Annotated in this window: 22 protein-coding genes and 1 pseudogene; 20 read left to right on the forward strand and 3 right to left on the reverse strand. The window is 35.4% G+C overall.

Going from position 1 to position 20,667, the window contains the following annotated elements; genetic code table 11:
- Positions 1-56 precede the first annotated feature (56 nt).
- From wrbA to KHA93_RS23920, 11 genes are all read left to right on the forward strand, one after another.
- Positions 57-668, forward strand: coding sequence for an NAD(P)H:quinone oxidoreductase (gene wrbA / locus KHA93_RS19225; RefSeq protein WP_213112179.1), 612 nt, complete (start codon positions 57-59; stop codon positions 666-668).
- A 275-nt stretch (positions 669-943) separates the two neighbouring features.
- Complete coding sequence (locus KHA93_RS19230; RefSeq protein ID WP_349772362.1) at positions 944-1,270, forward strand: VOC family protein; 327 nt, start codon at positions 944-946, stop codon at positions 1,268-1,270.
- A gap of 424 nt (positions 1,271-1,694) precedes the next feature.
- Complete coding sequence (locus tag KHA93_RS19235; RefSeq protein ID WP_213112180.1) at positions 1,695-2,168, forward strand: glutathione peroxidase; 474 nt, start codon at positions 1,695-1,697, stop codon at positions 2,166-2,168.
- A gap of 1,354 nt (positions 2,169-3,522) precedes the next feature.
- Positions 3,523-3,888 (forward strand): hypothetical protein, encoded by a 366-nt coding sequence (locus KHA93_RS19240; RefSeq protein ID WP_213112181.1) that lies wholly within the window; start codon positions 3,523-3,525, stop codon positions 3,886-3,888.
- 489 nt (positions 3,889-4,377) lie between these two features.
- The gene (gene aac(2')-IIb / locus KHA93_RS19245) at positions 4,378-5,097 is read left to right on the forward strand and encodes a kasugamycin N-acetyltransferase AAC(2')-IIb (RefSeq protein ID WP_213112182.1); all 720 of its coding nucleotides are present in this window, start codon (positions 4,378-4,380) and stop codon (positions 5,095-5,097) included.
- A gap of 146 nt (positions 5,098-5,243) precedes the next feature.
- On the forward strand, positions 5,244-5,558 hold the full coding sequence (locus KHA93_RS19250; RefSeq protein WP_213112183.1) for a hypothetical protein: 315 nt from the start codon (positions 5,244-5,246) through the stop codon (positions 5,556-5,558).
- Positions 5,559-5,572: 14 nt separating this feature from the next.
- Complete coding sequence (locus KHA93_RS19255; protein WP_213112184.1) at positions 5,573-5,944, forward strand: helix-turn-helix domain-containing protein; 372 nt, start codon at positions 5,573-5,575, stop codon at positions 5,942-5,944.
- A 105-nt stretch (positions 5,945-6,049) separates the two neighbouring features.
- Entirely contained in the window at positions 6,050-6,187 is a 138-nt protein-coding gene (locus KHA93_RS23665; protein WP_349772318.1) for an RAxF-45 family protein, read from the forward strand.
- A gap of 153 nt (positions 6,188-6,340) precedes the next feature.
- A complete protein-coding gene (gene abc-f, locus KHA93_RS19260) occupies positions 6,341-8,215 on the forward strand; it encodes a ribosomal protection-like ABC-F family protein (protein WP_213112185.1) in 1,875 nt (624 codons plus the stop codon).
- Positions 8,216-8,586: 371 nt separating this feature from the next.
- Positions 8,587-8,874 carry a CD3324 family protein gene (locus tag KHA93_RS19265; protein WP_213112186.1) on the forward strand — a complete coding sequence of 96 codons (288 nt, stop codon included), beginning with the start codon at positions 8,587-8,589 and terminating at the stop codon, positions 8,872-8,874.
- A 218-nt stretch (positions 8,875-9,092) separates the two neighbouring features.
- Positions 9,093-10,651, forward strand: a protein-coding gene (locus KHA93_RS23920) for an IS3 family transposase (RefSeq protein ID WP_432806324.1) whose coding sequence is annotated in 2 segments (ribosomal slippage) — positions 9,093-9,726 and positions 9,726-10,651 — 1,560 coding nt in all. Because the reading frame shifts where the segments join, the coding sequence is not laid out codon by codon here.
- Between the two features lie 113 nt (positions 10,652-10,764).
- Here the strand turns inward: KHA93_RS23920 and KHA93_RS19275 are convergent.
- Positions 10,765-11,742: a ribose-phosphate diphosphokinase gene (locus tag KHA93_RS19275; protein WP_213112187.1), complete on the reverse strand. Its 978-nt coding sequence runs from the start codon at positions 11,740-11,742 to the stop codon at positions 10,765-10,767.
- A gap of 243 nt (positions 11,743-11,985) precedes the next feature.
- The gene (ant(6), locus tag KHA93_RS19280; protein WP_213112188.1) at positions 11,986-12,843 is read right to left on the reverse strand and encodes an aminoglycoside 6-adenylyltransferase; all 858 of its coding nucleotides are present in this window, start codon (positions 12,841-12,843) and stop codon (positions 11,986-11,988) included.
- Between the two features lie 200 nt (positions 12,844-13,043).
- On the opposite strand from ant(6), the gene KHA93_RS19285 reads away from it, so the two are divergent.
- Positions 13,044-14,768: a methyl-accepting chemotaxis protein gene (locus tag KHA93_RS19285; RefSeq protein ID WP_213112189.1), complete on the forward strand. Its 1,725-nt coding sequence runs from the start codon at positions 13,044-13,046 to the stop codon at positions 14,766-14,768.
- 112 nt (positions 14,769-14,880) lie between these two features.
- On the opposite strand, the gene KHA93_RS19290 is transcribed toward KHA93_RS19285, so the two are convergent.
- On the reverse strand, positions 14,881-15,759 hold the full coding sequence (locus tag KHA93_RS19290; RefSeq protein WP_213112190.1) for a cation diffusion facilitator family transporter: 879 nt from the start codon (positions 15,757-15,759) through the stop codon (positions 14,881-14,883).
- Positions 15,760-16,060: 301 nt separating this feature from the next.
- Here KHA93_RS19290 and KHA93_RS19295 point away from each other — a divergent pair, with 301 nt between their 5' ends.
- The 8 genes and pseudogenes from KHA93_RS19295 to KHA93_RS23620 all read left to right on the forward strand — a co-directional run bounded on the left by KHA93_RS19295 (position 16,061) and on the right by KHA93_RS23620 (position 20,641).
- Positions 16,061-16,162, forward strand: a complete 102-nt coding sequence (locus KHA93_RS19295; RefSeq protein WP_213112191.1) for a YjcZ family sporulation protein — start codon at positions 16,061-16,063, stop codon at positions 16,160-16,162.
- A 134-nt stretch (positions 16,163-16,296) separates the two neighbouring features.
- Positions 16,297-16,371, forward strand: a pseudogene (locus KHA93_RS23925) (YjcZ family sporulation protein); the annotation flags it as partial.
- Between the two features lie 553 nt (positions 16,372-16,924).
- The gene (locus tag KHA93_RS19305; RefSeq protein WP_213112193.1) at positions 16,925-18,367 is read left to right on the forward strand and encodes a sensor histidine kinase; all 1,443 of its coding nucleotides are present in this window, start codon (positions 16,925-16,927) and stop codon (positions 18,365-18,367) included.
- Entirely contained in the window at positions 18,360-19,049 is a 690-nt protein-coding gene (locus KHA93_RS19310) for a response regulator transcription factor (RefSeq protein WP_432806329.1), read from the forward strand. Before KHA93_RS19305 ends, KHA93_RS19310 begins: the two co-directional genes overlap by 8 nt.
- Positions 19,050-19,178: 129 nt before the next feature.
- Positions 19,179-19,670: a hypothetical protein gene (locus tag KHA93_RS19315; RefSeq protein WP_213112195.1), complete on the forward strand. Its 492-nt coding sequence runs from the start codon at positions 19,179-19,181 to the stop codon at positions 19,668-19,670.
- Positions 19,671-19,697: 27 nt separating this feature from the next.
- Positions 19,698-20,099, forward strand: coding sequence for a DUF6220 domain-containing protein (locus KHA93_RS19320; protein WP_213112196.1), 402 nt, complete (start codon positions 19,698-19,700; stop codon positions 20,097-20,099).
- A 5-nt stretch (positions 20,100-20,104) separates the two neighbouring features.
- Entirely contained in the window at positions 20,105-20,308 is a 204-nt protein-coding gene (locus tag KHA93_RS19325) for an SHOCT domain-containing protein (RefSeq protein WP_213112197.1), read from the forward strand.
- A gap of 210 nt (positions 20,309-20,518) precedes the next feature.
- Positions 20,519-20,641, forward strand: coding sequence for a hypothetical protein (locus tag KHA93_RS23620; RefSeq protein ID WP_267917541.1), 123 nt, complete (start codon positions 20,519-20,521; stop codon positions 20,639-20,641).
- The last annotated feature ends 26 nt before the right edge of the window (positions 20,642-20,667 follow it).

Below are 20,667 nucleotides of genomic sequence, written 5' to 3' on the forward strand. Positions count from 1 at the left end.
TCTAGCATAAGAAAAACTACGAGTGCTATGAACTTTTCTAAAAAGGAGAAAGAAAAATGACAAACGTTAAGCTAGCAGTTGTTTTTTACAGTATGGGTGGAACTAACTTTCAATTAGCAAAATGGGCTGAAGAAGGGGCAAAAGAAGCAGGTGCAGAAGTTAAAGTATTAAAAGTTCAAGAGTTAGCGCCGGATTCTGTTATCCAAGGAAATGAAGTATGGAAAGCAACGGTAGAGGCCACGAAGGACGTGCCAATCGCGACCTCAGCTGATTTAGAATGGGCAGACGCCATCATTTTTAGTACTCCAACACGATTTGGCAACATTGCTTCTCAAATGAAACAATTCCTCGATATTCAAGGTGGTCTTTGGGCTACTGGAAAAACAGTGAACAAGGTCGTAAGTGCCATGACCTCCGCACAAAATCCACATGGTGGTCAAGAAGCAACGGTTTTAGCTCTATATACATCCATGATGCATTGGGGTGCCATTATTGTACCGCCGGGTTACACTGACCAAGTATTGTTTGGTGCAGGCGGTAATCCTTATGGCACGAGTGTAACGGTAGGGCAAGATGGCAAAATGATTGATGATGTTCAAGCTGCAGTGAAGCATCAAGCTAAGCGCACGGTTACGGTGGCTGAGTGGGTTAAAAAAGGAAATCAATAAGATAGTTACCAGAAAACCTCTTAGGAAAGCATAATGCCCTTAGAGGTTTTTTAAGGTTTTACCTTTTTCATCCCATTCTTAAACCATTTCTGTTCCTTTATTAACTATTTTTTCAATTTATAGAAAAATTATACATTTCCCACTTTTGATGGTTTATTATGAATAATATAACCGTTATTCCAAATGTTGTAGAAGTCTTAGAAAATAACTAATTAATAAGGGGATGAATCAAAAAATGGAAAAAAAAACATAACATTGCTCCAAATGTTAGTTCAATATTTGTTCATGTAAAAGACATAGATCGGGCGGTTAATTGGTATGCAAAATTATTTGGAGTATCTGTCCCCCCGGGACCATATGATAAAGTTTTTTCAATGCAATTAAATAATCTTACGTTATTACTTGATGCACATCGTTCTGATCATTTCCAGCCTTCTGAACTCCCGTTGTTTACTGTTTCAACAGAAGATGTTGATCAGACTTACGAATACCTGAATAATAATAATATAGTTATCGTAGGAGAAATAGAACGTTTCCCTGATGTATCATTTGTAACATTACTAGACTCAGAAGGAAATCAAATCATGATAGTTCAGGAATAAAAATATCGAAAGCTCAGTACAAAAATCACATGGTGGCCAAGAAATAATGCTCTTAGCTTTATATACTTCCATGATACTGGCAGGGCGATTATTGTACTTCCAAGCTACACTGACCTAGTACTGTTTTGCTGAAAGTTGCAGTTGCGAGTGGGTTAATAAGGGAAGTCAATAAATAGCGGAATCGTAAAACCTCTTAGATGGCATTTTGTCCTTTGAGGTTATTTTTTTCAATTGATTAGTGTGCGATTTCACCCCTTTCATAACTGGCACAAACCTGTACAATTTACAATTTCCTCCTTTTTTTGCAACGGGCATTTCACCTTTGTATGAAATAAATGAAAGTTGAATTTTCGCCTTCTTTTTTAATATGTTTATATAAAGAAATCCGTTTTTTGGAAAATTCAATATGGAATGAGGGGTAATAATGAGTGTTTATCAATTTTCTGCAACTTTGATGAATGGAGAAGAAAAGTTATTAAGTGACTATGAGGGAAAGGTCCTCCTAATAGTGAATACAGCAACAAAGTGTGGATTCGCACCTCAGCTAAAAGAACTGCAGGAACTATATGATAATTATAAGGAGAAAGATTTTGAGGTGTTAGGCTTTCCTTGTAATCAGTTTATGAATCAAGAGCCTGGATCAAATGAGGAAGTCATAGAAACATGTCAGGTAAATTACGGAGTACAGTTTCCTTTATTTAAAAAGGTTAATGTGAAGGGGAAGGATGCCCATCCTCTTTATAAATATTTAACAAATGAATCAAAAGGATTTGTAACTTCTGATATTAAATGGAATTTTACTAAGTTTCTAGTTGATAGAAACGGAGAAGTAATTAAACGTTATGCTCCAACAATATCTCCATCTAAAATTGAGGTAGACATAATAAAAATGATTTAAGTATCTGCAACAGTAGGGAGAACCATAACAAATATAATGCGGATTACATGAGCCATGTAATCCGCATTATAATAAATGGAGGAGCTTATATAATGATTTTTTTACTTATCACAATCATCTTAGGTTTTGTTGCAGTAGTAAATCGTCTTAATAACTTATACAACCAAAATAAGATAATAATTGAAATTCTAGAAAATACACTTGATGAATTGTCTTCTCGAAAGAATGAATAGTAACGAGTTTTCGTGAAGGGGATTGAATATTAGGGATCCCAATAAAGACAAGCTATCATACTAAACGTGTAGATTACCACTTTGAGATCCATTCAAGCATAGTTAGAAAATATTGCGACTATCTTGAAAGACAGGGTACAATTTATTCGGTTATAGAGGATTTTTTAAGGATGATTAAATTGTACTTAGAAAAGGAATCCAATACTAAGACACTATGACTCTTGAACAAGCTTAAAAGTCAGTAATGACGTGGGATACGGAATCGTAAAAAAATCAAATTTTCAATTACTATTTGTTGATGTTGTTATTATTAAAAGGAACCAACAGCTAGTGCTATCTCTAAAATCCTTAATATAAGGTACGATGGAAATAACCTCTTTGAATATAAAGGGGTTATTTTTTATTTTCCATAAATAGGGGCGTACATTTTGGTTTACCTTTTTCTTACTCAATCGTTATACAAATATCCGACAAGACGATTCATTTTCTGATTTATCAAAGAAGGCTAGGCGAAAGTCGATAAAACGAAGCATTATCATATTCGTTTTTGTGACAAACAGCATCTTAATTCTTTTGTGGGCACTTCTGTGTATTGGAAATATTTTATGTATAGAAGAATGTATAAGGATGCGGATGAAACAAGCGAATATTATCGTATGTATAGCGAAAATGTATATCCTGGAGGAGCAACCTATGACTATTTTTTCGTAGGGGTCTTTCTAATGCATCAGCATATAAAGAGGTAAATGGTCATATGATTAATTGGAATAGGATAAGCACGTTTCATACAATCCTTGGAACAAGAGCAACTCTGAATACAACGTCTTTCATCGAAGTGAGCGGCAACACCTATAACAATAATAATAAAATTGTAAAATTTCGTTTGCCTAAGAAAGAATCAATTCATAATGATTTAAACTACTTAAAGTTATTACCATGTTTTTGATGAATTAGTGATGCAAAAGAGATACTAGGGTCTTAAAAGAAGCAGAATCTTGATCAAATCCATGCTGCAGGCGTTATTCTTACTGGAACAGTAGATAAAGTCCTACCCTACACTACAAAAGTACCTGTAAGGGTCGTTCGTACAGGTGTTATTATCCCATACTAGGAGGAAAATCATGAGAAATTTATTAATGGTGATTGTTACAGCCGGTATTCTATTTGGGACTGTTTTTTTAAGGAATGGACAAATATCACAAAATGCCATTATATTTGTTGGAATCATTGTATTGATTATGTTAATTTATGTCCTCATTGCTTCTAAATTATATCCAGTCCACAGTACCATGTTTTGCATAAGTATTTGTGGATTTAGCTTGTTGTTATTCGTTCCGTGTTTAGTAGCTTTGACAGAGTTAAAAGAACCTTTAGAAAGTGCAACATTTATTCAGTTTTTATTAACGTTTATTATTGCTCCAATTATTTATATCGGATCAGTAATATTAGCCTATCGTAGATATTTTATAATAAAAATAGAAAGATAGATATATATATGTTTGATTAAAGTAACCTCCTAGGATAACATTTCCTATAGAGGTTATTTTTATTTTTCTGAAAATGGTGAGGACATGCGAAGAAAATCAACGGTATTAGGGGTAATAGCAGGGATATTATCCATTTGTCTTTGGAGCTTTTTTTGCTTCTTTAATCCCTATTCTAATGTTACTGAAAAAGAACCGATTTTAATTACCTTTATTATGTTGTGTATTCCCGCCTGTTTAGCCATTATCTCCTCGTTAAAGTCTAATAAGAGATTGATGTTGATTTCTTTTATATGGTCATTGCCAATTAGTGTGTATCTCGTTTTTACTCCAGGAATCTTTTCGTTATTTGGTTTTACCTCCTTTGCTTATTTCCTCTGTTATCTTCAGATACGTTCACAAAGATAAGTATTTGGAGAGGTATACCTGTTTTTGAATCTAAGTTAATCAATATACAAAATACCTCACTTTTAAATTTGGAGGGATGGAAACATGATTGATCAGGAAGGAATCCAGCTTTCGGCACATAATTTGATGGAGTTGCATGTTGAGTCATTGTTTTCGCATGACCAGAACAAGCGGCTTCGTACAATAAACGAACCGTGGCCTGGAGAGGCAGCTGCTCCTAAGTTCTTTTTGGGACGGACTATTGAAGGAACTAATATTTGTCGTTTTCGGTATGACGTCCCTGCTGTGCTTATCGAAAAGTTGGAAAGATTGTCCGTTGATGAATTAATCCCTAGAGATTTCCATACGAAACCAAAACATTTTGAGGAATATATGAAACTTCTCGAAGGGGAAAGATTCACGATGGGCCCTTGTTATTTAATTCCTAATGAAGTTACTCCAGAATTGAAGGTGGTAAGCATCACTCCGGAAAACATTACGGATTATTTGTTAGACGGTTTCGAATGGCTAACTTCCGAAATAGACTATGTGCAACCATGTATAGCGCTATTGGAAGGAAGACGGGTTGTTTCAATCTGTCGTAGCGTTCGCATCACATCGAGGGCGCATGAAGCAGGTTTAGAGACATTGACCGGGTTTCGCGGAAGAGGCTATGCTGCTGCAGTTGTTGCCGGGTGGGCAGTGGCGGTTAGGGAGTTGGGAAATATCCCGTTATACAGTACTTTCTGGGACAATATCGCATCCCAAAGTGTGGCAAGAAAATTAGGGATGAGATTTTATGCAGTAAATTTTACAATCATGTAGCTAATACGCCATATTGATTTCGGTGAGATTAAGCCATATTACTCAATATGTACACTTCTAAGTTGCTGCAAAAGAAATAATATTGACCTGGAGTTAACTCCATCATTTATCGTTAGGTTATTCCAAAAAAAAAGGAGTGATCTGATATGGTATGGGGTGTGTTTGCGTTTATTGCTATCTATTCCTTACTTACAATCTTTGCAGGATATACCCAATTAAAAGAGAGAGGATTTACATTACGCTCTCTAATGTTTATCATTGTTTCAATTACATTGTTTTTAAGTTTATTTATTTCAAAAAAGGAAATGATGCTCTCAGTTATGATTGTTTCATTTATTGGATTGCATATCTTGTCAATTATGCAAGGCTTGGTCGTTAATGGAAAAATAAAGTATAGTCATCATTTTATTAGATTAGTATTTCATAGTTTCGTTATTTTGCTGTTAGTTCTATTTATATAAAAAGTGGTGAGATAGTGAAAATAGGTGTATTTTCAAAAAAGGTAGGATTGAATATAGATACCATACGTTACTACGAGAAGATTGGTTTAATAAAACCAACGATAGTAAACAGTCATAGACAATATTCCAATGAAGATGTAGATGATATTAACACGATTATTAAATTAAAAAGAAATGGGTTTACTCTACTTGAAATTAAAGCAATGTTTGATTTGTCCAATGAAGTCGATAATGGGTCTAATGATGTAAATAATCTTTTTCAGCTAAAAGAGATGTTTACAGAAAAATATCATGATATGGTTCAAAGGGAAAAACAAATTTTAGAGATTAAGCAAGTGTTGAAAAGGGCAATTGGAAAACTCGACTCCGTACTAGATGGAAACTAGTCAACGATTAGAAACAAAATGTTCATTCTAACTTGAAAACCCTTGCAAGATCATTTACTTATGATTAAAATAGAATAAATATCTTTGAGACGGAGGTGGGTAAAGGTGTTAAATCAGACTGTTTTAGTGCACGGTTTTTGGATGGAATTCTTATATTTTTGCCGTGCAAAATTTGCTGTTTTAGTTGTTAACGGGATACGTATGCCCTTTTTTAACAACTTCATAGCAAATCTAAAACGGTGAAAACATCTCTATACCCACATTTTATATGGACGGTTTGAAGAGGAGCTTTTCATGCTCTTCTTTTTTATTTCTTAAAATTCATGATTGAAAAGCTATGGGGAGTATGTGGTTTCCTATGGCTTTTTTGTTTTTAACGAAAAGGGAGGTATATGCATGCTTACATGTAGTGTTAATCAAGTCTCAAAGATGTATGGTGGCAACACCATTTTTGAAAATATCGCATTTGAAATAAGTGAAAAAGATCGGGTAGGTTTAGTCGGGAGGAACGGTAGTGGGAAAACGACATTATTAAAATTATTAGCAGGTTTGGAAACACCGGACTCTGGTCAAATCCATTGGAAAAAAGGGTCACAAATTAGTTATCTTGCACAAATTCCTGACTATCATAATGAATTAACAAGTAATGAAGTATTAATGACAGCCTTCACAAAACTATTACAGATAGAAAAAAAGATGCAGGAACTTGAATTGAAGATGAGCAAAGAAACAAATAACGTGAAACTTGAAAGATTAATTGTGGACTATGGTAAAGTACAAGACGATTTTGCGTTAAGCGGCGGTTATGAAATAGATGCGAATATAGAAAAAATCGTTAATGGTTTAAATATTGCAGACTTATTAGATAAATCATTTTCTAAACTGAGCGGTGGGGAAAAGACGAAAGTCGGATTAGCCCTTAGCCTCCTTAAAAATCCTGATTTCTTACTGTTGGATGAGCCGACGAACCATTTAGATTTACAGGCAGTTGAATGGCTTGGGAACTTTTTGCGAGATTATTCTGGAACGATCCTTGTCATTTCTCATGATCGATATTTTTTAGATGAAGTCGTTAATAAGATTTTAGATTTGGAAGATGGCGAAATCGAGTGCTATCACACAAACTTTTCAGATTTTGTGAAAGAAAAAGAAGAACGTCTACTAAGAGAATTTCAAGCATATCAAGAGCAGCAAAAGAAAATAAAGAAAATGAAAGAAGCCATCAAACGTCTTCGCGAATGGGCGAATAGAGCGAATCCACCTAATGAAGGTCTTCATAAGCGAGCGAGAAATATGGAAAGAGCGTTAGAAAGAATGGAAAAATTGAATCGACCTATTTTAAATCGAAAGAAAATGAATCTTGAGATGGAGTCTACTGCACGTAGTGGAAATGATGTGATGACGCTACAAAACGTATCTAAGATGTTTGGTGAAAAGCTTCTTTTCAAAAATGTGAATATGAATATAGCTTATCAGGAAAGAGTTGCAATTGTAGGCGAGAATGGGACAGGAAAATCAACGCTGATAAAAATGATGATTCAGCAGTTACACCCTGATGAAGGGGAAGTTCGTTTAGGTAGTAATGTGAAAATCGGTTACCTGTCGCAACATATTTTTTCGGAGGTTAAGGATGAGACGATCATTGAAGTGTTTCGTAATGAAGTTAGTGTAACAGAAGGTGAAGCAAGAAATATATTATCGAGATTCTTATTTTATGGACACACAGTCTTTAGAAAAGTTTCTCAGCTTAGTGGAGGGGAAAGAATGAGGCTCCGTTTAGCGCAGCTTATGTATCAAGATATTAACTTTCTAGTATTAGATGAACCAACTAACCATCTAGATATCGAGTCTCTAGAAATATTAGAGGATACTCTTGAACATTATAATGGAACCATTCTTGCTGTTTCTCATGATCGTTACTTCCTAAATAAGTTATTTGAAAAAATATATTGGATTGACGCTAAAGAAGTGCATGGTTTTGGAGGAAATTATCAATATGCTCGAGAAAAAATGAATGAAAAGGCGTTATGTAGCAAGGAAAATATTATAGTTAAGAAAAGATCGGAAGCACCTCCTCCTAAAAGCAAGGGAGTTGTGATCATTTCTAGGCATGATTTGGAAAAAGAATTAGAAGTGCTGGAGCGTGAAATTACGGAAGTAGAGCAGGAGTTAGGTGAGGTTCGTGATTTAGAACAGCTTCAGCAGCTATATGTGAAAAAAGAGGAGCTTGAAAAGCAGTGGGAGAAGCTTTTTGAGCAGTTACAAACATAAATATCAAAAACATCCTGACCTAGTTTTGTGGTAAAAATCAATTATAATTGTTTTCTCACTTGTTCCGATACCAATAATTATGAGTTAATTAAGGTGTCGGGCCGATAGATTTTTGGAAAGGAGGCTGATTATTTTGATCACGCATAACGAGGTGGTTTCCGCTTAAGCGGAAATCGCAAATTAGGGGTCGCACGTATTGCGGCCTCTTTTACTATTTTATATCTTTCCATAATCCAGTATACTATTACCAATAAGGGAAACACCTGCATATTTTGTAAGGGTTTTCTTAATAAAGGACGAAAGGAGTTTTTAAAAGTGGATAACACGAAAAGTTTTATATACGTACATCTTAATAAGGAGGATGTAAATTTTTGCAATACAAAAATGGAAAAGAGGTGCTTCCCCCTCATTTGCTAAAGGAGCTTCAGAAGTATATTCAGGGAGAGCTGATCTATATCCCGAAGAAAACGAATGAGCGAGCGGGATGGGGAGAAGTGAATGGTTCTCGTCGGTTAATTAAGCAAAGAAATGAAGAGATTTATCGACTATATCGAGATGGCCAGTCTTTTGAGGAGTTGGAACGGATATACAACTTATCCTTAGACAGCATCCGAAAAATCGTTTATAAAGTACGGGAAGTTAATGAGTCGAAAAACTAGTGATAAAGTTTTAAATAATATAACAGCAGTTCATAAAATGATTAGTGTTTATTAGATGGAGTCCTTAAAGTTTGATGTTGGCACCGTTTTAGGCTAACAAGGTGAAATTCTAATAATCTTAAAAATCAAAGAGAACACATTTGTATGACATGATATGCTCCCCTTACGGTAGACAGATTAAAAAATAAAAATCTGACTACCAAAAAGGGGGCATTTTTGTGTCTAAAAGAGCTTTCACAGCGGAGTATAAGTATAAAGTAATAAAAGCATGCGAGGATGGAAAATGGACATTAACTGAAATCTCTACCAAGTATAAGGTGAATATTTCCACAATTAATGAGTGGAAATATAAATTTGATAAATATGGTACCGAAGGTCTTAAAGAGTCATCATCTTGGAAAAAGTACAGTAAAGAATTAAAACTAGCTGCTGTCCGGGATTATCAGTCAGGTGAATTCTCTCTTCGAGAGATTGTGAGAAAGTACAATATCTCGGATAACTCTGTCCTCAGAAAATGGATTAACAAGTATAATAATCATAGAGAATTAAAGGATACGTCGAAAGGAAGGACGATCTCTATGACTAAAGGGAGAAAAACTACTTGGGATGAACGGATACAAATAGTGCTGGATTTCTTGGGGAACGGTAAAGATTATCAAAAAACAGCAGAGACGTTTGAAGTTTCTTATCAACAAGTGTATCAGTGGGTTAAGAAGTATGAAGATGGCGGAGATGAGGCACTTAAAGATAAACGTGGAAGAAAGAAGGAAGAAGCTGAGCTAACGCCAGAAGAGAAAATCAAACTTCAGATGAAAAAGTTAGAAAGAGAAAATGAACGTTTACGTGCGGAGAACTTATTCTTAAAAAAGTTAGAGGAGATCGAAAGGAGGCGAAAGTAAGCCGAATCCGATTTGAAACTATTTATATCGCTATTCATGAGGTTCATGTGAAGGAAGATTTGAGTCTTTTCTTGCTTTGTAAAATCGCTGGTATTTCAAGAGCTGCTTACTATAAGTGGCTTAAACGTACACCATCTGCAAGAGAACTTCAGAATGATGAAATTATAAAAGAGATGAAGGCTCTCCATGAAAAAGTGGGGGGCATTTATGGCTATCGTAGAATGATGTTGAACATAAATCGAAAATTCGAGCAGAACTTCAACCACAAACGTTATTATAGGCTGATGAGGGTTGCTGGTTTACAATCCATCATACGGAAAAAGAAGAAACGTTATAAGCGTTCTATCCCCCAACATGTTGCGGAGAATGTATTAAATCGTGACTTCAAAGCTGAAAAGCCCAATGAAAAATGGGTAACTGATGTCACAGAATTTAAATATGGTCCATCAAAGAAAGCTTATTTAAGCGCTATTCTTGACCTGTATGATGGCTCAATTGTTAGCTATGTTTTAGGACATTCCAATAATAATAACCTTGTGTTTAAAACACTTGATCAAGCTACAAAACAATTGGACGAGAATCATCCACTTATTCATAGTGATCGTGGATTCCAATATACCTCTCATGGCTTTAAACGTAGAATTGATAAAGCAGAGATGACACAGAGTATGTCACGAGTTGGTAGGTGTATCGATAATGGACCGATGGAATCTTTTTGGGGTACACTCAAATGCGAGAAGTATTATCTAGATAAGTACGAGACATTTGAAGACCTCTCTAAAGCGATAAATGAATACATTCGTTTTTATAATCATGAAAGATATCAAAAACGACTAAACGGCCTTAGCCCTCTGGAATATAGAGCTAACGCCGCTTAGATTAGTTTTTATTATTTCCACTGTCTACTTGACTGGGGGCAGTTCAACAAGTATGTGTTCTCCCTTTTTATTATATTTTTGCGTTCGATTGATTTCATAGAGAAATAGTTACATCAATCAAGGGATTTTTTATATACAGTATGAGGCGCAGAATCAAATAATGAACTGACTGATTCCCTGTTATGGATTCGTACAATCGCCTCTGCAAATAAAGGGGCAACTGAAACTATCTTCGTTTTATTGGATATTATGGATTCGTTTAATACAGAATCGGTGCTAATAAGCAACTCGATCGGGCTATTTTCTACCTTTTCTGCTCCAGATCGACTGAGCATATGATGGGAGACTAAAGCAAATATTCTTTGAGCCCCTCTTTCCTTTAGACCATTTGCTAAATCTACTAATGTTCCGCCCGAAATACTGAAATCATCGACTATAAGGGCATTTTTTCCTTTTACGTTCCCAATAATCTCTAATACCTTTGCTTTTTCATCATGGGATTTTCTTGTTTTATCCCCAATCGCAACTTGTACTTGCAGATTGGAAGCAAAATTTCTTGCTTGCTTTGCAAATCCTACATCTGGGGAAACAACAACCAAATTTTCTATATTTAAGCTTTTTACATATTCACAAAGAATAGGGAGAGCAAATAAATGGTCTACAGGTTTTTTAAAAAAACCTTGGATTTGCGGACTATGAAGGTCCATTGTTAATATCCTATCGGCGCCAGCCAGCTCAATACATTCGGCACAAACTCTCGCTCGGATTGAAACTCTGGGTTCGTCTTTTTTATCACCCTTTGCATATCCGAAATAGGGAATAATAGCTGTTACTGAGTTTGCACTAGCTCGCTTAAACGCATCCATCCAAAAAAGGATCTCTGTAAATTCATCATTAGGATTTAACCCTATTGGCTGTACAAGATAAACATCGTGATCCCTTACTGTCTCACAAATCTTTACAAAAATATTCCCGTCAGAGAATTTAAATACCTCTGATTTCCCCAAATCAATTCCCAAGTAGTCACACATTTTCTGCGCAAAGGATTTTCCGGTACTACCACCAAAAATTTTAATATCTTCATTCGGCAATAGAATGACCTCCCAGTTTTTTGTGTTAAGACCAGATAAGGAAGTATTATTTCTTATTATGATCATTTTACATATTAAATAGATTACATTAAGTACTTCTCTAAACTATTAAAAATTCCTTCAATAACTTGGATTTTGAATGGATGACTAGAATCTCTCGCTAGAACATTTTAAAAACCTTGAATGATGTTTCTTACATTTCCCTCTTGATTTTATTTTCTTTGAGTACATGAATATACTGCATTAATTTATGTATTTTTCACGAATACTCTCTATATAACTACTTACTTTTTCATCATAATCAGGGTATGGATATCCTAATGTTTCTGCAATATGGTATGAAGTTTCTCTAAATAACTCAATACTTGTATAAAGGGCATCCCACATTTTCTCATAGGAACTCATATCGTACGTAGATAACAACGTATTCCACGCTGTGTCCGAAACATATTTTTTTAGAAACTTATCTGACTTTCCGATGCTCAAGGAAAAATCAGTTTCGATCCCTACTTTCCAACGCAGCATCGTAAGTAGATTTGGTCGGAAAGGGCCGTTCATCATATCGATCGCAAAGAGAATTTCTTTTCTGGCAAGACCTTTCGCAACGTATGTAGCGGTCATCCAAAACTCATTACAGCAGTCATCAAAGGATTGATGGCCAGGCTTTTGAATATGATACATACGATCAGACGGAATGACAGGATCTTGAATGAGGTTATCTTTATCCAATAATACCTCTACTAATCCATCACTATTTTTAAAATAATCCTCATATTCGTTCAAAGGGATAAGAGTAAGATCAATTTTCGTACCATCTTCAAAAATCATAAGATACGAGAACCAGTTTCCTAGTTCAGCTGGAAATAACTCCATTGCCTCCGGTTTTTGCGTTATTATCCTCTTACCAAAATAGTCTAACCAATCGTCACTTTTTTTGAAATATTCCATGTCCGTTACAAAATAACTAAAGTCATAGTCTTGAAATTCGTCTTTCGGAATGTTCGGGTTTGTAAGTGAGCCTTCTAGTGTAAAAAGCCTAATTTTATCGCAATGACGGGCAAAGCTATTTCCTAAGTCCATCATTTCTTGCCTGCTTCTCAATAATCTCACCTCAGAGTAATTGTTATTCCAATTATAAATCATTCTAGAAAACTTCGAAAATTTGTAAAGATTGAGTCGAAAGTCCCGCTTAATATTACAAACCACATAGACAATGTGCTGAAATATTAAGTATAATTTTTAGTAATGTATGGAGTGTAAGTCACATTATGGAAATTAACGTCGAATATAGGAGAATTATGATGAAAATTAGTTTAAAGCTGAAAATGGTCTTTATTTTTTTCGTTTTACTATTACTATCTTGCTTGTTAATTAGTGTTACTGTCTACAAATCATCCATGGACTTTGTAAAGGAATCTGTTGGTAAACAAGCGTCAAACACTATTGAAAAAGCAACAAACGTAATTGATATGGAACGATATAAGGAATTGAATATTAACTCGAGTGAAACTGGTTATTACAGCGAACTACGGGAAGAGCTCAACAAAATTAGAGAACTGAATCAAATGGTGTATTTGTATACGATGACACGAGTACAAAATGGAAACGGCTATGATTACTATTATTTGGTTGATGGCGAGCCGATTGGATCAGAAGATGCATCGGAGTTGGGTGAAAAAGAAGAAAGTGCTTCTACATTCCCTGCACTTGAGCGAGCTTTTGAAACAGGAAATGTGGAATATGAAATATCGAAGGACCCAGGATATGGTCCATTAATATCCGTCTATGTCCCTATTAAAACGGAAGCGGGGGATATTATTGGAATTATGGGCGCTGATTTGGATGCAGCCGAAGTATATGACGGTATGGCTGCTAATGAAATAAAACTCATTATTATCACCATCTCCGTTTTAGCAGTCGGTTTATTAATTATCTACTTTTTTACGGATTACTTAACAAGACCTTTGCGAAGATTAACAGAACAGGTGGAGCGTGTAGGTAAAGGCGATTTGTCTGTTGAAATTGAAACAAATCGTCAAGACGAAATTGGCATGCTAACAAAGGCATTTCATCAGATGGTATCTGATTTAAAGGAAGTCATTGATGGAATCAATTCAAATTCGATTCAATTAATGAATACATCCAATCAAATACTAGAAAATAGTGAGAAGGTAAGTGAAGCAAGTCATCAAATTTCATCTTCTATTCAAGAGGTATCCGAAAGTGTATACACACAATATAAATCATCAGAAGAAAGCGCCTCAACGTTGGAGCAAATGTCTAATGGGATACAAAAAATCGCTTCCGCTTCGGCAAATGTGTTTGACTTGTCATCTTTAAGTCTAGAGCATGCGAATGGTGGAAAAAGTAAAATTGAAAATGTAATCAATCAAATGAATATTATCAATCAATCTGTTTCAGCTTCATCCAGTGCGATTAAAATGTTGGAAGAACAATCAGAAGACATTTCATTTATTATTAAAATGATTCGCGACATTTCTGCCCAAACCAATTTGTTAGCATTAAATGCTGCAATTGAGGCAGCTAGAGCAGGCGAATCTGGAAAAGGATTTGCAGTAGTTGCCGATGAAGTGAGAAAGCTAGCGGAACAATCTGAGCAATCGACAAACAGCATAGCTGCTTTAATTGAAAAAATGAATGAAAATACAAGTAGAACGGTCGAAGCGATGAATGTCGTCACACGTAATGTTGAAGCCGGGATTCAGGTTGTTGAAGAAGCAGGAAACTCCTTCGAAAACATAGTTGAATCCATTCACAGTGTGTCTTCTCATATAAAAGAAGTATCACAGACTTCTGAAGAAATGTCGGCTTTTTCAGAAGAAGTGGCTGCGGCAGTTGAAGAGACTACGATGTCTGCAAGTCAATCTGCGGATAATACGAAAAACGTTGTGGACCGAACGGTGGAACAAGAAAGCCATATTGATGATATAACAGCTGCAATTACGAATTTGACGCAAATGGCAAAGAACTTGGATGAATTGATAAAGAAATTTGTTTTAAAATGAGATATGGTTTTAAATCAATAACATTGGACGAGTAATATAAAATCGAAAAACCTGTAGGAGGAATGATCCTTTACAGGTTTTTTGTTATTTCTATAGCACTATGACGATCATTTCACTGACTACCTTTTGACTGCCGTTCATGCTCAGGTTCAGGATGTATTAAAACATGTGCATCGGGAAATCGATTAATGATTTCTCCTTCTATCTTGTCACATAGTCTATGGACCCTTTCAAAGTTATAGTGAGACGGTACTACAAGATGAAAGTCTATCCATTCATTAGGTCCAGAGCGTCTTGTTCGAAAATCATGATATTCAATAAACTCTTTTTTATAGAATCGAATGATTTTCAAAATTTCTTCTTCTTCGTTCTGTGATAGGCTTGCATCCAATAATGGAGGAAAAGATTCCTTCATCAATTTATAAGCCTCAATCATGATATATATAGCTAGGGCTATACCGATTATCGGATCTAAAAAATGCCATCCGGTAATACTTACAAGTAATAAACTGGCCGCAACACCAAGTGAAGTGTATACATCTGTAAGTAAATGAAGTGCATTAGATTTCATTGCCATCGATTTTGTTTTTTTCGCTGTTCGGCTAATGATTTTTGATACGACTAAATTTACTAGTGCCCCAAATAGCATGACAAGAATACCTAACATGGGTAGTTTAATGGGCATAGGATTAATGAGTTTATGAACACACTCATAAATGATCCAAAAACCGGCTATAAAAATTAATAAAGTTTCGATTGTTCCGGAAAGATTTTCTACTTTGCCATGTCCATATCGGTGATCTTTATCCGCCGGTTTGTTTGAAATTCGAACAGAGAAAAAAGCGATCAAAGAAGCCATTAGATCCAAAGACGAATGGATAGCCTCCGATAAAACAGCGACTGACCCTGTTAAAATCCCTACAATTATTTTTAAGATAACGATAACAGAATTACTTATGACTGAAAGAAATGCGATTTTTGCGGAATTCATTATTAAACCTCAATTTATTAGTCTTTGTTTCTATGCTAACAAATCAAAGTTGAGTGGGTCTACAGCAACCTTTTTTGTATGCTCTATAAAAATATGACCATGCAAAGATTGTTTCGCAACACCAAATTTCCATGACAAGGGCAATGCATTGCTTTTCATTTATATAATTGCATAAATGGGGATAAATCTATTAGACGAGTGACGATTTTTCTATCAGATTATACGTATGACCAATACACTTATTGAATAATTACATATTGTGTTCTATGGGATGATATTTATAGTATCCCATACATTTTCAATGGAGGTGTTAGGTAAAGTGGGAACTTCGTTTGCTTTGATCGTAGTCTTGTTTATTTTGCTTATCATTGTAGGAGCAGCTTTTGTAGGAACAGGCTATTAATAGACTGGGCTTTTTGATTAATCCATCCCTTTCGAATTAAGAAGGAAACTTATATTGATTGGAGGTGAATGCATATGTGGTACGGCGGATGTGGTGGTTACGGCTACGGCGGGTACGGCTCCGGTTACTCAGGAGGCAGTACTTTTGTATTGATCGTAGTCTTGTTCATATTATTGATTATCGTAGGAACATCTTTCATGACTTACTAATGCAAAATCACTAGGGCAGAAGTAGATTCTGCCCTTTTTTAAATTCATTAAAAGTCGTTCTAAATGTATAAAGTAGAAAACCACGCTTATATAAGCGTGGCGTTTTGCGTTAATTTACCAACGACGGAAAGGGCGTCTATGTTCGATAACTTCTCTCCTTCTAATTGGTCTTATAATGTGTCTAGGTACATCTTCAATGTGTATACGATCAACATGAACAATCGGATGGATAACTGGATGTACGCGGCGTATAAAGCGGTTTCTTACTATGTGCCTTGGGTGAACTACGATTGGCCTAGTATGATGAAACAATTATATTACACCTCCTAATATTCATATATCATATAATGTTTCATTAACTCCTTTGGAAACGGACAATTATATCATTAAGGGTACAGATAGGCTGTAAATAGTTTTATGAACTAGAGAATGAACCTGACAATTGTTTTCATTGAATGAGTTTATAAAACTTTTATACTTCATTCAGGGTTTGTTTATTGTTACATAGTATGATGTAGTGTAGGGAACTCATTATTTTTTGAAGGGGAATTTCATGTCTATTCGCAAACGCCTTTTTATCTCAAATGCTGCTATGATTGTGATGCCTATCATTATTATTGTGTTTATTATATTTTTATTAAGTATGGTTTATAGTAATGGTTCTTTCATTGGAACTCATTTTAGACAACAATGGCAAAACAATGATGAACGAACAGTAGAACTTTTTAATAAGCTTCAAAAAACAGCTTCACTAAATCAAGAAAAATTTCTTAATAAGGATTATTTTGAATCCCTATCCGAACAATTGAAGAGGGAACATGTTGAGGTTGTCATTCGTAAGGGGAATAATGTATTGTTTTCATCCAATCAGCATATTTCGAATGGGGATCTACCTACTTTTGGGAATGAAGGATATAATCCAGCTGGCGCGAGAGTCGGGGAAGAACACTATTCAATTAGGCAGCATGATTTTTACTTCAAAGATGGGATTCAAGGTTCGATTTTCCTTTTAGACGATTCAGCATCTTTTGTAAAGTTTGCCAGAACATTTTTTCCGATTCTTTTTGGTAGTTTAATTCTTTCGCTTGTACTTACGAATGTATTTTTGTCGTATATCGTGTCGCGGAGTATTTTGCGACCCGTTCGCCAATTATCCGCTGCGTCTGAAAAAATTAGCAGTGGTAATCTGAATTTTACCATCAAGTCGAAAAGTAAAGATGAACTTGGGCAGCTGATTAGGTCGTTTGATTCGATGAGGGCTCAACTAAAGGAATCATTAGAAGTTCGTGATAAATACGAAAACAATCGTAAAGAAATCATTGCGAACATTTCACATGATTTAAAAACGCCTATCACATCCATTCTCGGATATGTGGAAGGACTGCAAGATGGTGTTGCAAATTCGGACGATAAACGAGAACAGTATCTTGATACGATTCGCTCCAAAGCCACATATATGAATCGATTAATTGAAGAACTCGCCTTGTATTCCAAATTAGATGTGAATAAATTGCCCTTTCATTTTGAATCCGTTGACATTCTAGCTTTTATAAAAGACTATTTAGAGGAAATCAATGAAGAATTAATCGAGAAGGATGTCCAAATATCCTTTAATGCAATAAAAGGTCATGCTAATGTATTAATAGATAGAGACAAATTGATCCGAGTAATGGAAAACATTATTTTTAACAGTGTAAAGTTTATGAATAAAAGACCTGGGAAGATTACGATTTCAATTAGAGAACAAGAAAATATGATTAAAGTAAGTGTAAGTGATAATGGTCCAGGTGTTTCCCAAGATGACCTCATGTCTATATTCAAGCGTTTTTACCGAACTGATCCAGCTCGAAGCACTGGGGGAAGCGGGCTTGGACTAGCAATTGCCTCGCAAATTATTGAAGCACACGGCGGCGAAATATGGGCAGAAAATATGCCAATGGAAGGTCTTCGCGTAAACTTCACACTTAAAAAATCAGAGGATGGAAACCATGAATAAGAAGATTTTGATTATAGAAGATGATCAAAGTATTGCGGAATTAGAAAGGGATTATCTTGAGATCGAGGGCTTCCATGTTGAGATTGCCTCGGATGGAAAAAGTGGTTTAGATGCAGCCATAAATAAACAATTTGATTTAATTTTACTGGATTTAATGATTCCGAACATCAATGGCTTTGATATTTGTAAACAAGTGAGAAAAGTATCCAATATTCCGATCATTATGGTGACAGCCAAATTTGAAGACATCGACAAAGTACGCGGATTAGGTCTTGGTGCAGATGATTATGTTGTAAAGCCTTTTAGCCCACGGGAATTAGTTGCACGGGTAAAAGCTCACATTTCAAGGTACGAGCGCTTAATACAAACGGACACACCAAGGGATGAAATCTATGTAAGAGGTCTGCAAATAAATACGGCATCAAGACAAGTATTCCTGGATGGAAAAGAAGTGCTATTCACGACGAAGGAATTTGATTTACTTTCCTTTTTCGTCATGCACCCAAACCAAGTTTTTTCGAAGGAAGAGTTATTTGAAAAAATATGGGGACTTGATTCAATGGGAGATAATGCGACTGTCACGGTCCATGTGAAAAAAATTCGCAAAAAAATTGAAAAGGATACATCTAATCCCGAATATATTCAAACAATGTGGGGATCTGGATATCGTTTTAATGGATAAAAAACACTCATTTAAAAAAATGGGTGTTTTTTCATTCTGTACATAATAGTTTATACATTTTTTATATTTGCTTCAGAGGGAGTTTAGACTTGCTTGTTATAGTGATTGCAGTGGGACGGAGGTGAGAGATTGCAATTATCGATAACCGGAAAAAGATGGCTCCTTACGATTCATCTCATATTTTCAGCGATTATGCTTGGGAATATGGTAACCTTTCTTATTTTAAGCATTACTGCAGCTGGAACTGGGAGTGAACAACTAGTCGGCAGCTGTTATCAAATCATGCATGTTTTATCGAAAACATCTGTAAGAGCATCGACTATTGGTACATTGGTATCTGGAATCCTTCTATCCATTTGGACAAAATGGGGATTGTTTAAGTTTTATTGGATTATCGTAAAAGAGATTCTCACAGCACTCCTTCTCTTTTTAAATCTATGGGGTATGTATGCATGGACAATGAACACCTTGGCTGGATTTGAATCAAATATGAATCAATTGGATATGTATATGTTCCATATTGATTTATGGACTGGCATCGTTATTCAAATTCTTTCGCTACTATTCATATTTGTAATATCTGTCTTTAAGCCATGGGGAATGCGCAAAGCAACAAAATGATTTCATTGGAGGGGAGGGTCTTCCATTGTGGAAATAACAAAAATAGGCAAGGCAATTCGCGGTTTCTTTGCTGTACTTTCAGTAATGTTTTTTATTGCGATCATCTGCCAAGTTTTTATTGCGGGAGTGGCATTGTTCGCTGATTCTAGTCAGTGGGCTTTTCATAAATCGTTAGTCGTCTATTTTGAATTCATTCCGTTAGTGATGTTCGTATTAACATTTTTCGGAGGCATTCCAAAGAAATTGCGTTGGCATAGTTTAGGACTCTACGTAATGGTTGCATTGCAATACGTTACTGTTGGATTGTCAGGCAAAGTTCCTTATGTAACGGCACTTCATCCTGTCATCGCATTGTTATTATTCTGGCTTTCTATCGCCATGTTAAGAACGAGCTTAGCATTAATCAAAACAAATAAAAGTAGGAGTTGATTAATATGCACCATTGGGGATATTTTCACCCATTTGCTTTTGTATTCTTTTTAATCATAGTTGGGGTATTTATCATGATTTGGAGAGGAAGAGGGAGAAAATGCTATCACCCTCAAAATGATGCTTTATCTATCCTAGAAGCCCGTTTTGCAAAAGGGGAAATCAGTGCAGAAGAATTTAAGGAAATGAAAAAAACATTGAATAGTTAATGGTGGGAATTAAATAAAGGGAAGAAGAAATAACGCTCCTATGCTCGCTCAAAGCTGTCGGAGAGTTATTTCTTTTGGCTCTTTTCGTAAACTTTGTTGCTTTTAGAAGGTAATAATGAAAACATTTATAATAAAAATAGAAACTAAACTTTGGAGGGGGTTCTATGGGTGAAAATAATAAGGAACAAATGAGTTCTTTGTTGCATAAGAATGAGAGAGTTTGTAATGGAAGCTGATAAAGGTCTTTGGATACACCGACTAGATGAATTTAAAAGACTAGAGGGTAAACGCCTTGATTTACTGAACGAAATAATAATAGATGAAGTCATCTAAAGTTTTTTATTAAAAGTTAGAGAAAG

This window comes from Lederbergia citrisecunda, from assembly GCF_018343695.1.
In the GTDB taxonomy this organism is placed as follows: domain Bacteria; phylum Bacillota; class Bacilli; order Bacillales; family Bacillaceae_C; genus Lederbergia; species Lederbergia citrisecunda.

What these genes read in the sequence shown, in the direction of transcription:
- wrbA (WP_213112179.1), top strand. Translation starts at nt 57, where the DNA reads ATGACAAACGTTAAGCTAGCAGTTGTTTTTTACAGTATGGGTGGAACT.
- KHA93_RS19235 (WP_213112180.1), top strand. Translation starts at nt 1,695, where the DNA reads ATGAGTGTTTATCAATTTTCTGCAACTTTGATGAATGGAGAAGAAAAG.
- KHA93_RS19240 (WP_213112181.1), top strand. Translation starts at nt 3,523, where the DNA reads ATGAGAAATTTATTAATGGTGATTGTTACAGCCGGTATTCTATTTGGG.
- KHA93_RS19250 (WP_213112183.1), top strand. Translation starts at nt 5,244, where the DNA reads ATGGTATGGGGTGTGTTTGCGTTTATTGCTATCTATTCCTTACTTACA.
- abc-f (WP_213112185.1), top strand. Translation starts at nt 6,341, where the DNA reads ATGCTTACATGTAGTGTTAATCAAGTCTCAAAGATGTATGGTGGCAAC.
- KHA93_RS19285 (WP_213112189.1), top strand. Translation starts at nt 13,044, where the DNA reads ATGAAAATTAGTTTAAAGCTGAAAATGGTCTTTATTTTTTTCGTTTTA.
- KHA93_RS19290 (WP_213112190.1), bottom strand. Translation starts at nt 15,759, where the DNA reads ATGAATTCCGCAAAAATCGCATTTCTTTCAGTCATAAGTAATTCTGTT.
- KHA93_RS19295 (WP_213112191.1), top strand. Translation starts at nt 16,061, where the DNA reads ATGGAGGTGTTAGGTAAAGTGGGAACTTCGTTTGCTTTGATCGTAGTC.
- KHA93_RS19305 (WP_213112193.1), top strand. Translation starts at nt 16,925, where the DNA reads ATGTCTATTCGCAAACGCCTTTTTATCTCAAATGCTGCTATGATTGTG.
- KHA93_RS19310 (WP_432806329.1), top strand. Translation starts at nt 18,360, where the DNA reads ATGAATAAGAAGATTTTGATTATAGAAGATGATCAAAGTATTGCGGAA.
- KHA93_RS19325 (WP_213112197.1), top strand. Translation starts at nt 20,105, where the DNA reads ATGCACCATTGGGGATATTTTCACCCATTTGCTTTTGTATTCTTTTTA.
- KHA93_RS23620 (WP_267917541.1), top strand. Translation starts at nt 20,519, where the DNA reads ATGAGAGAGTTTGTAATGGAAGCTGATAAAGGTCTTTGGATACACCGA.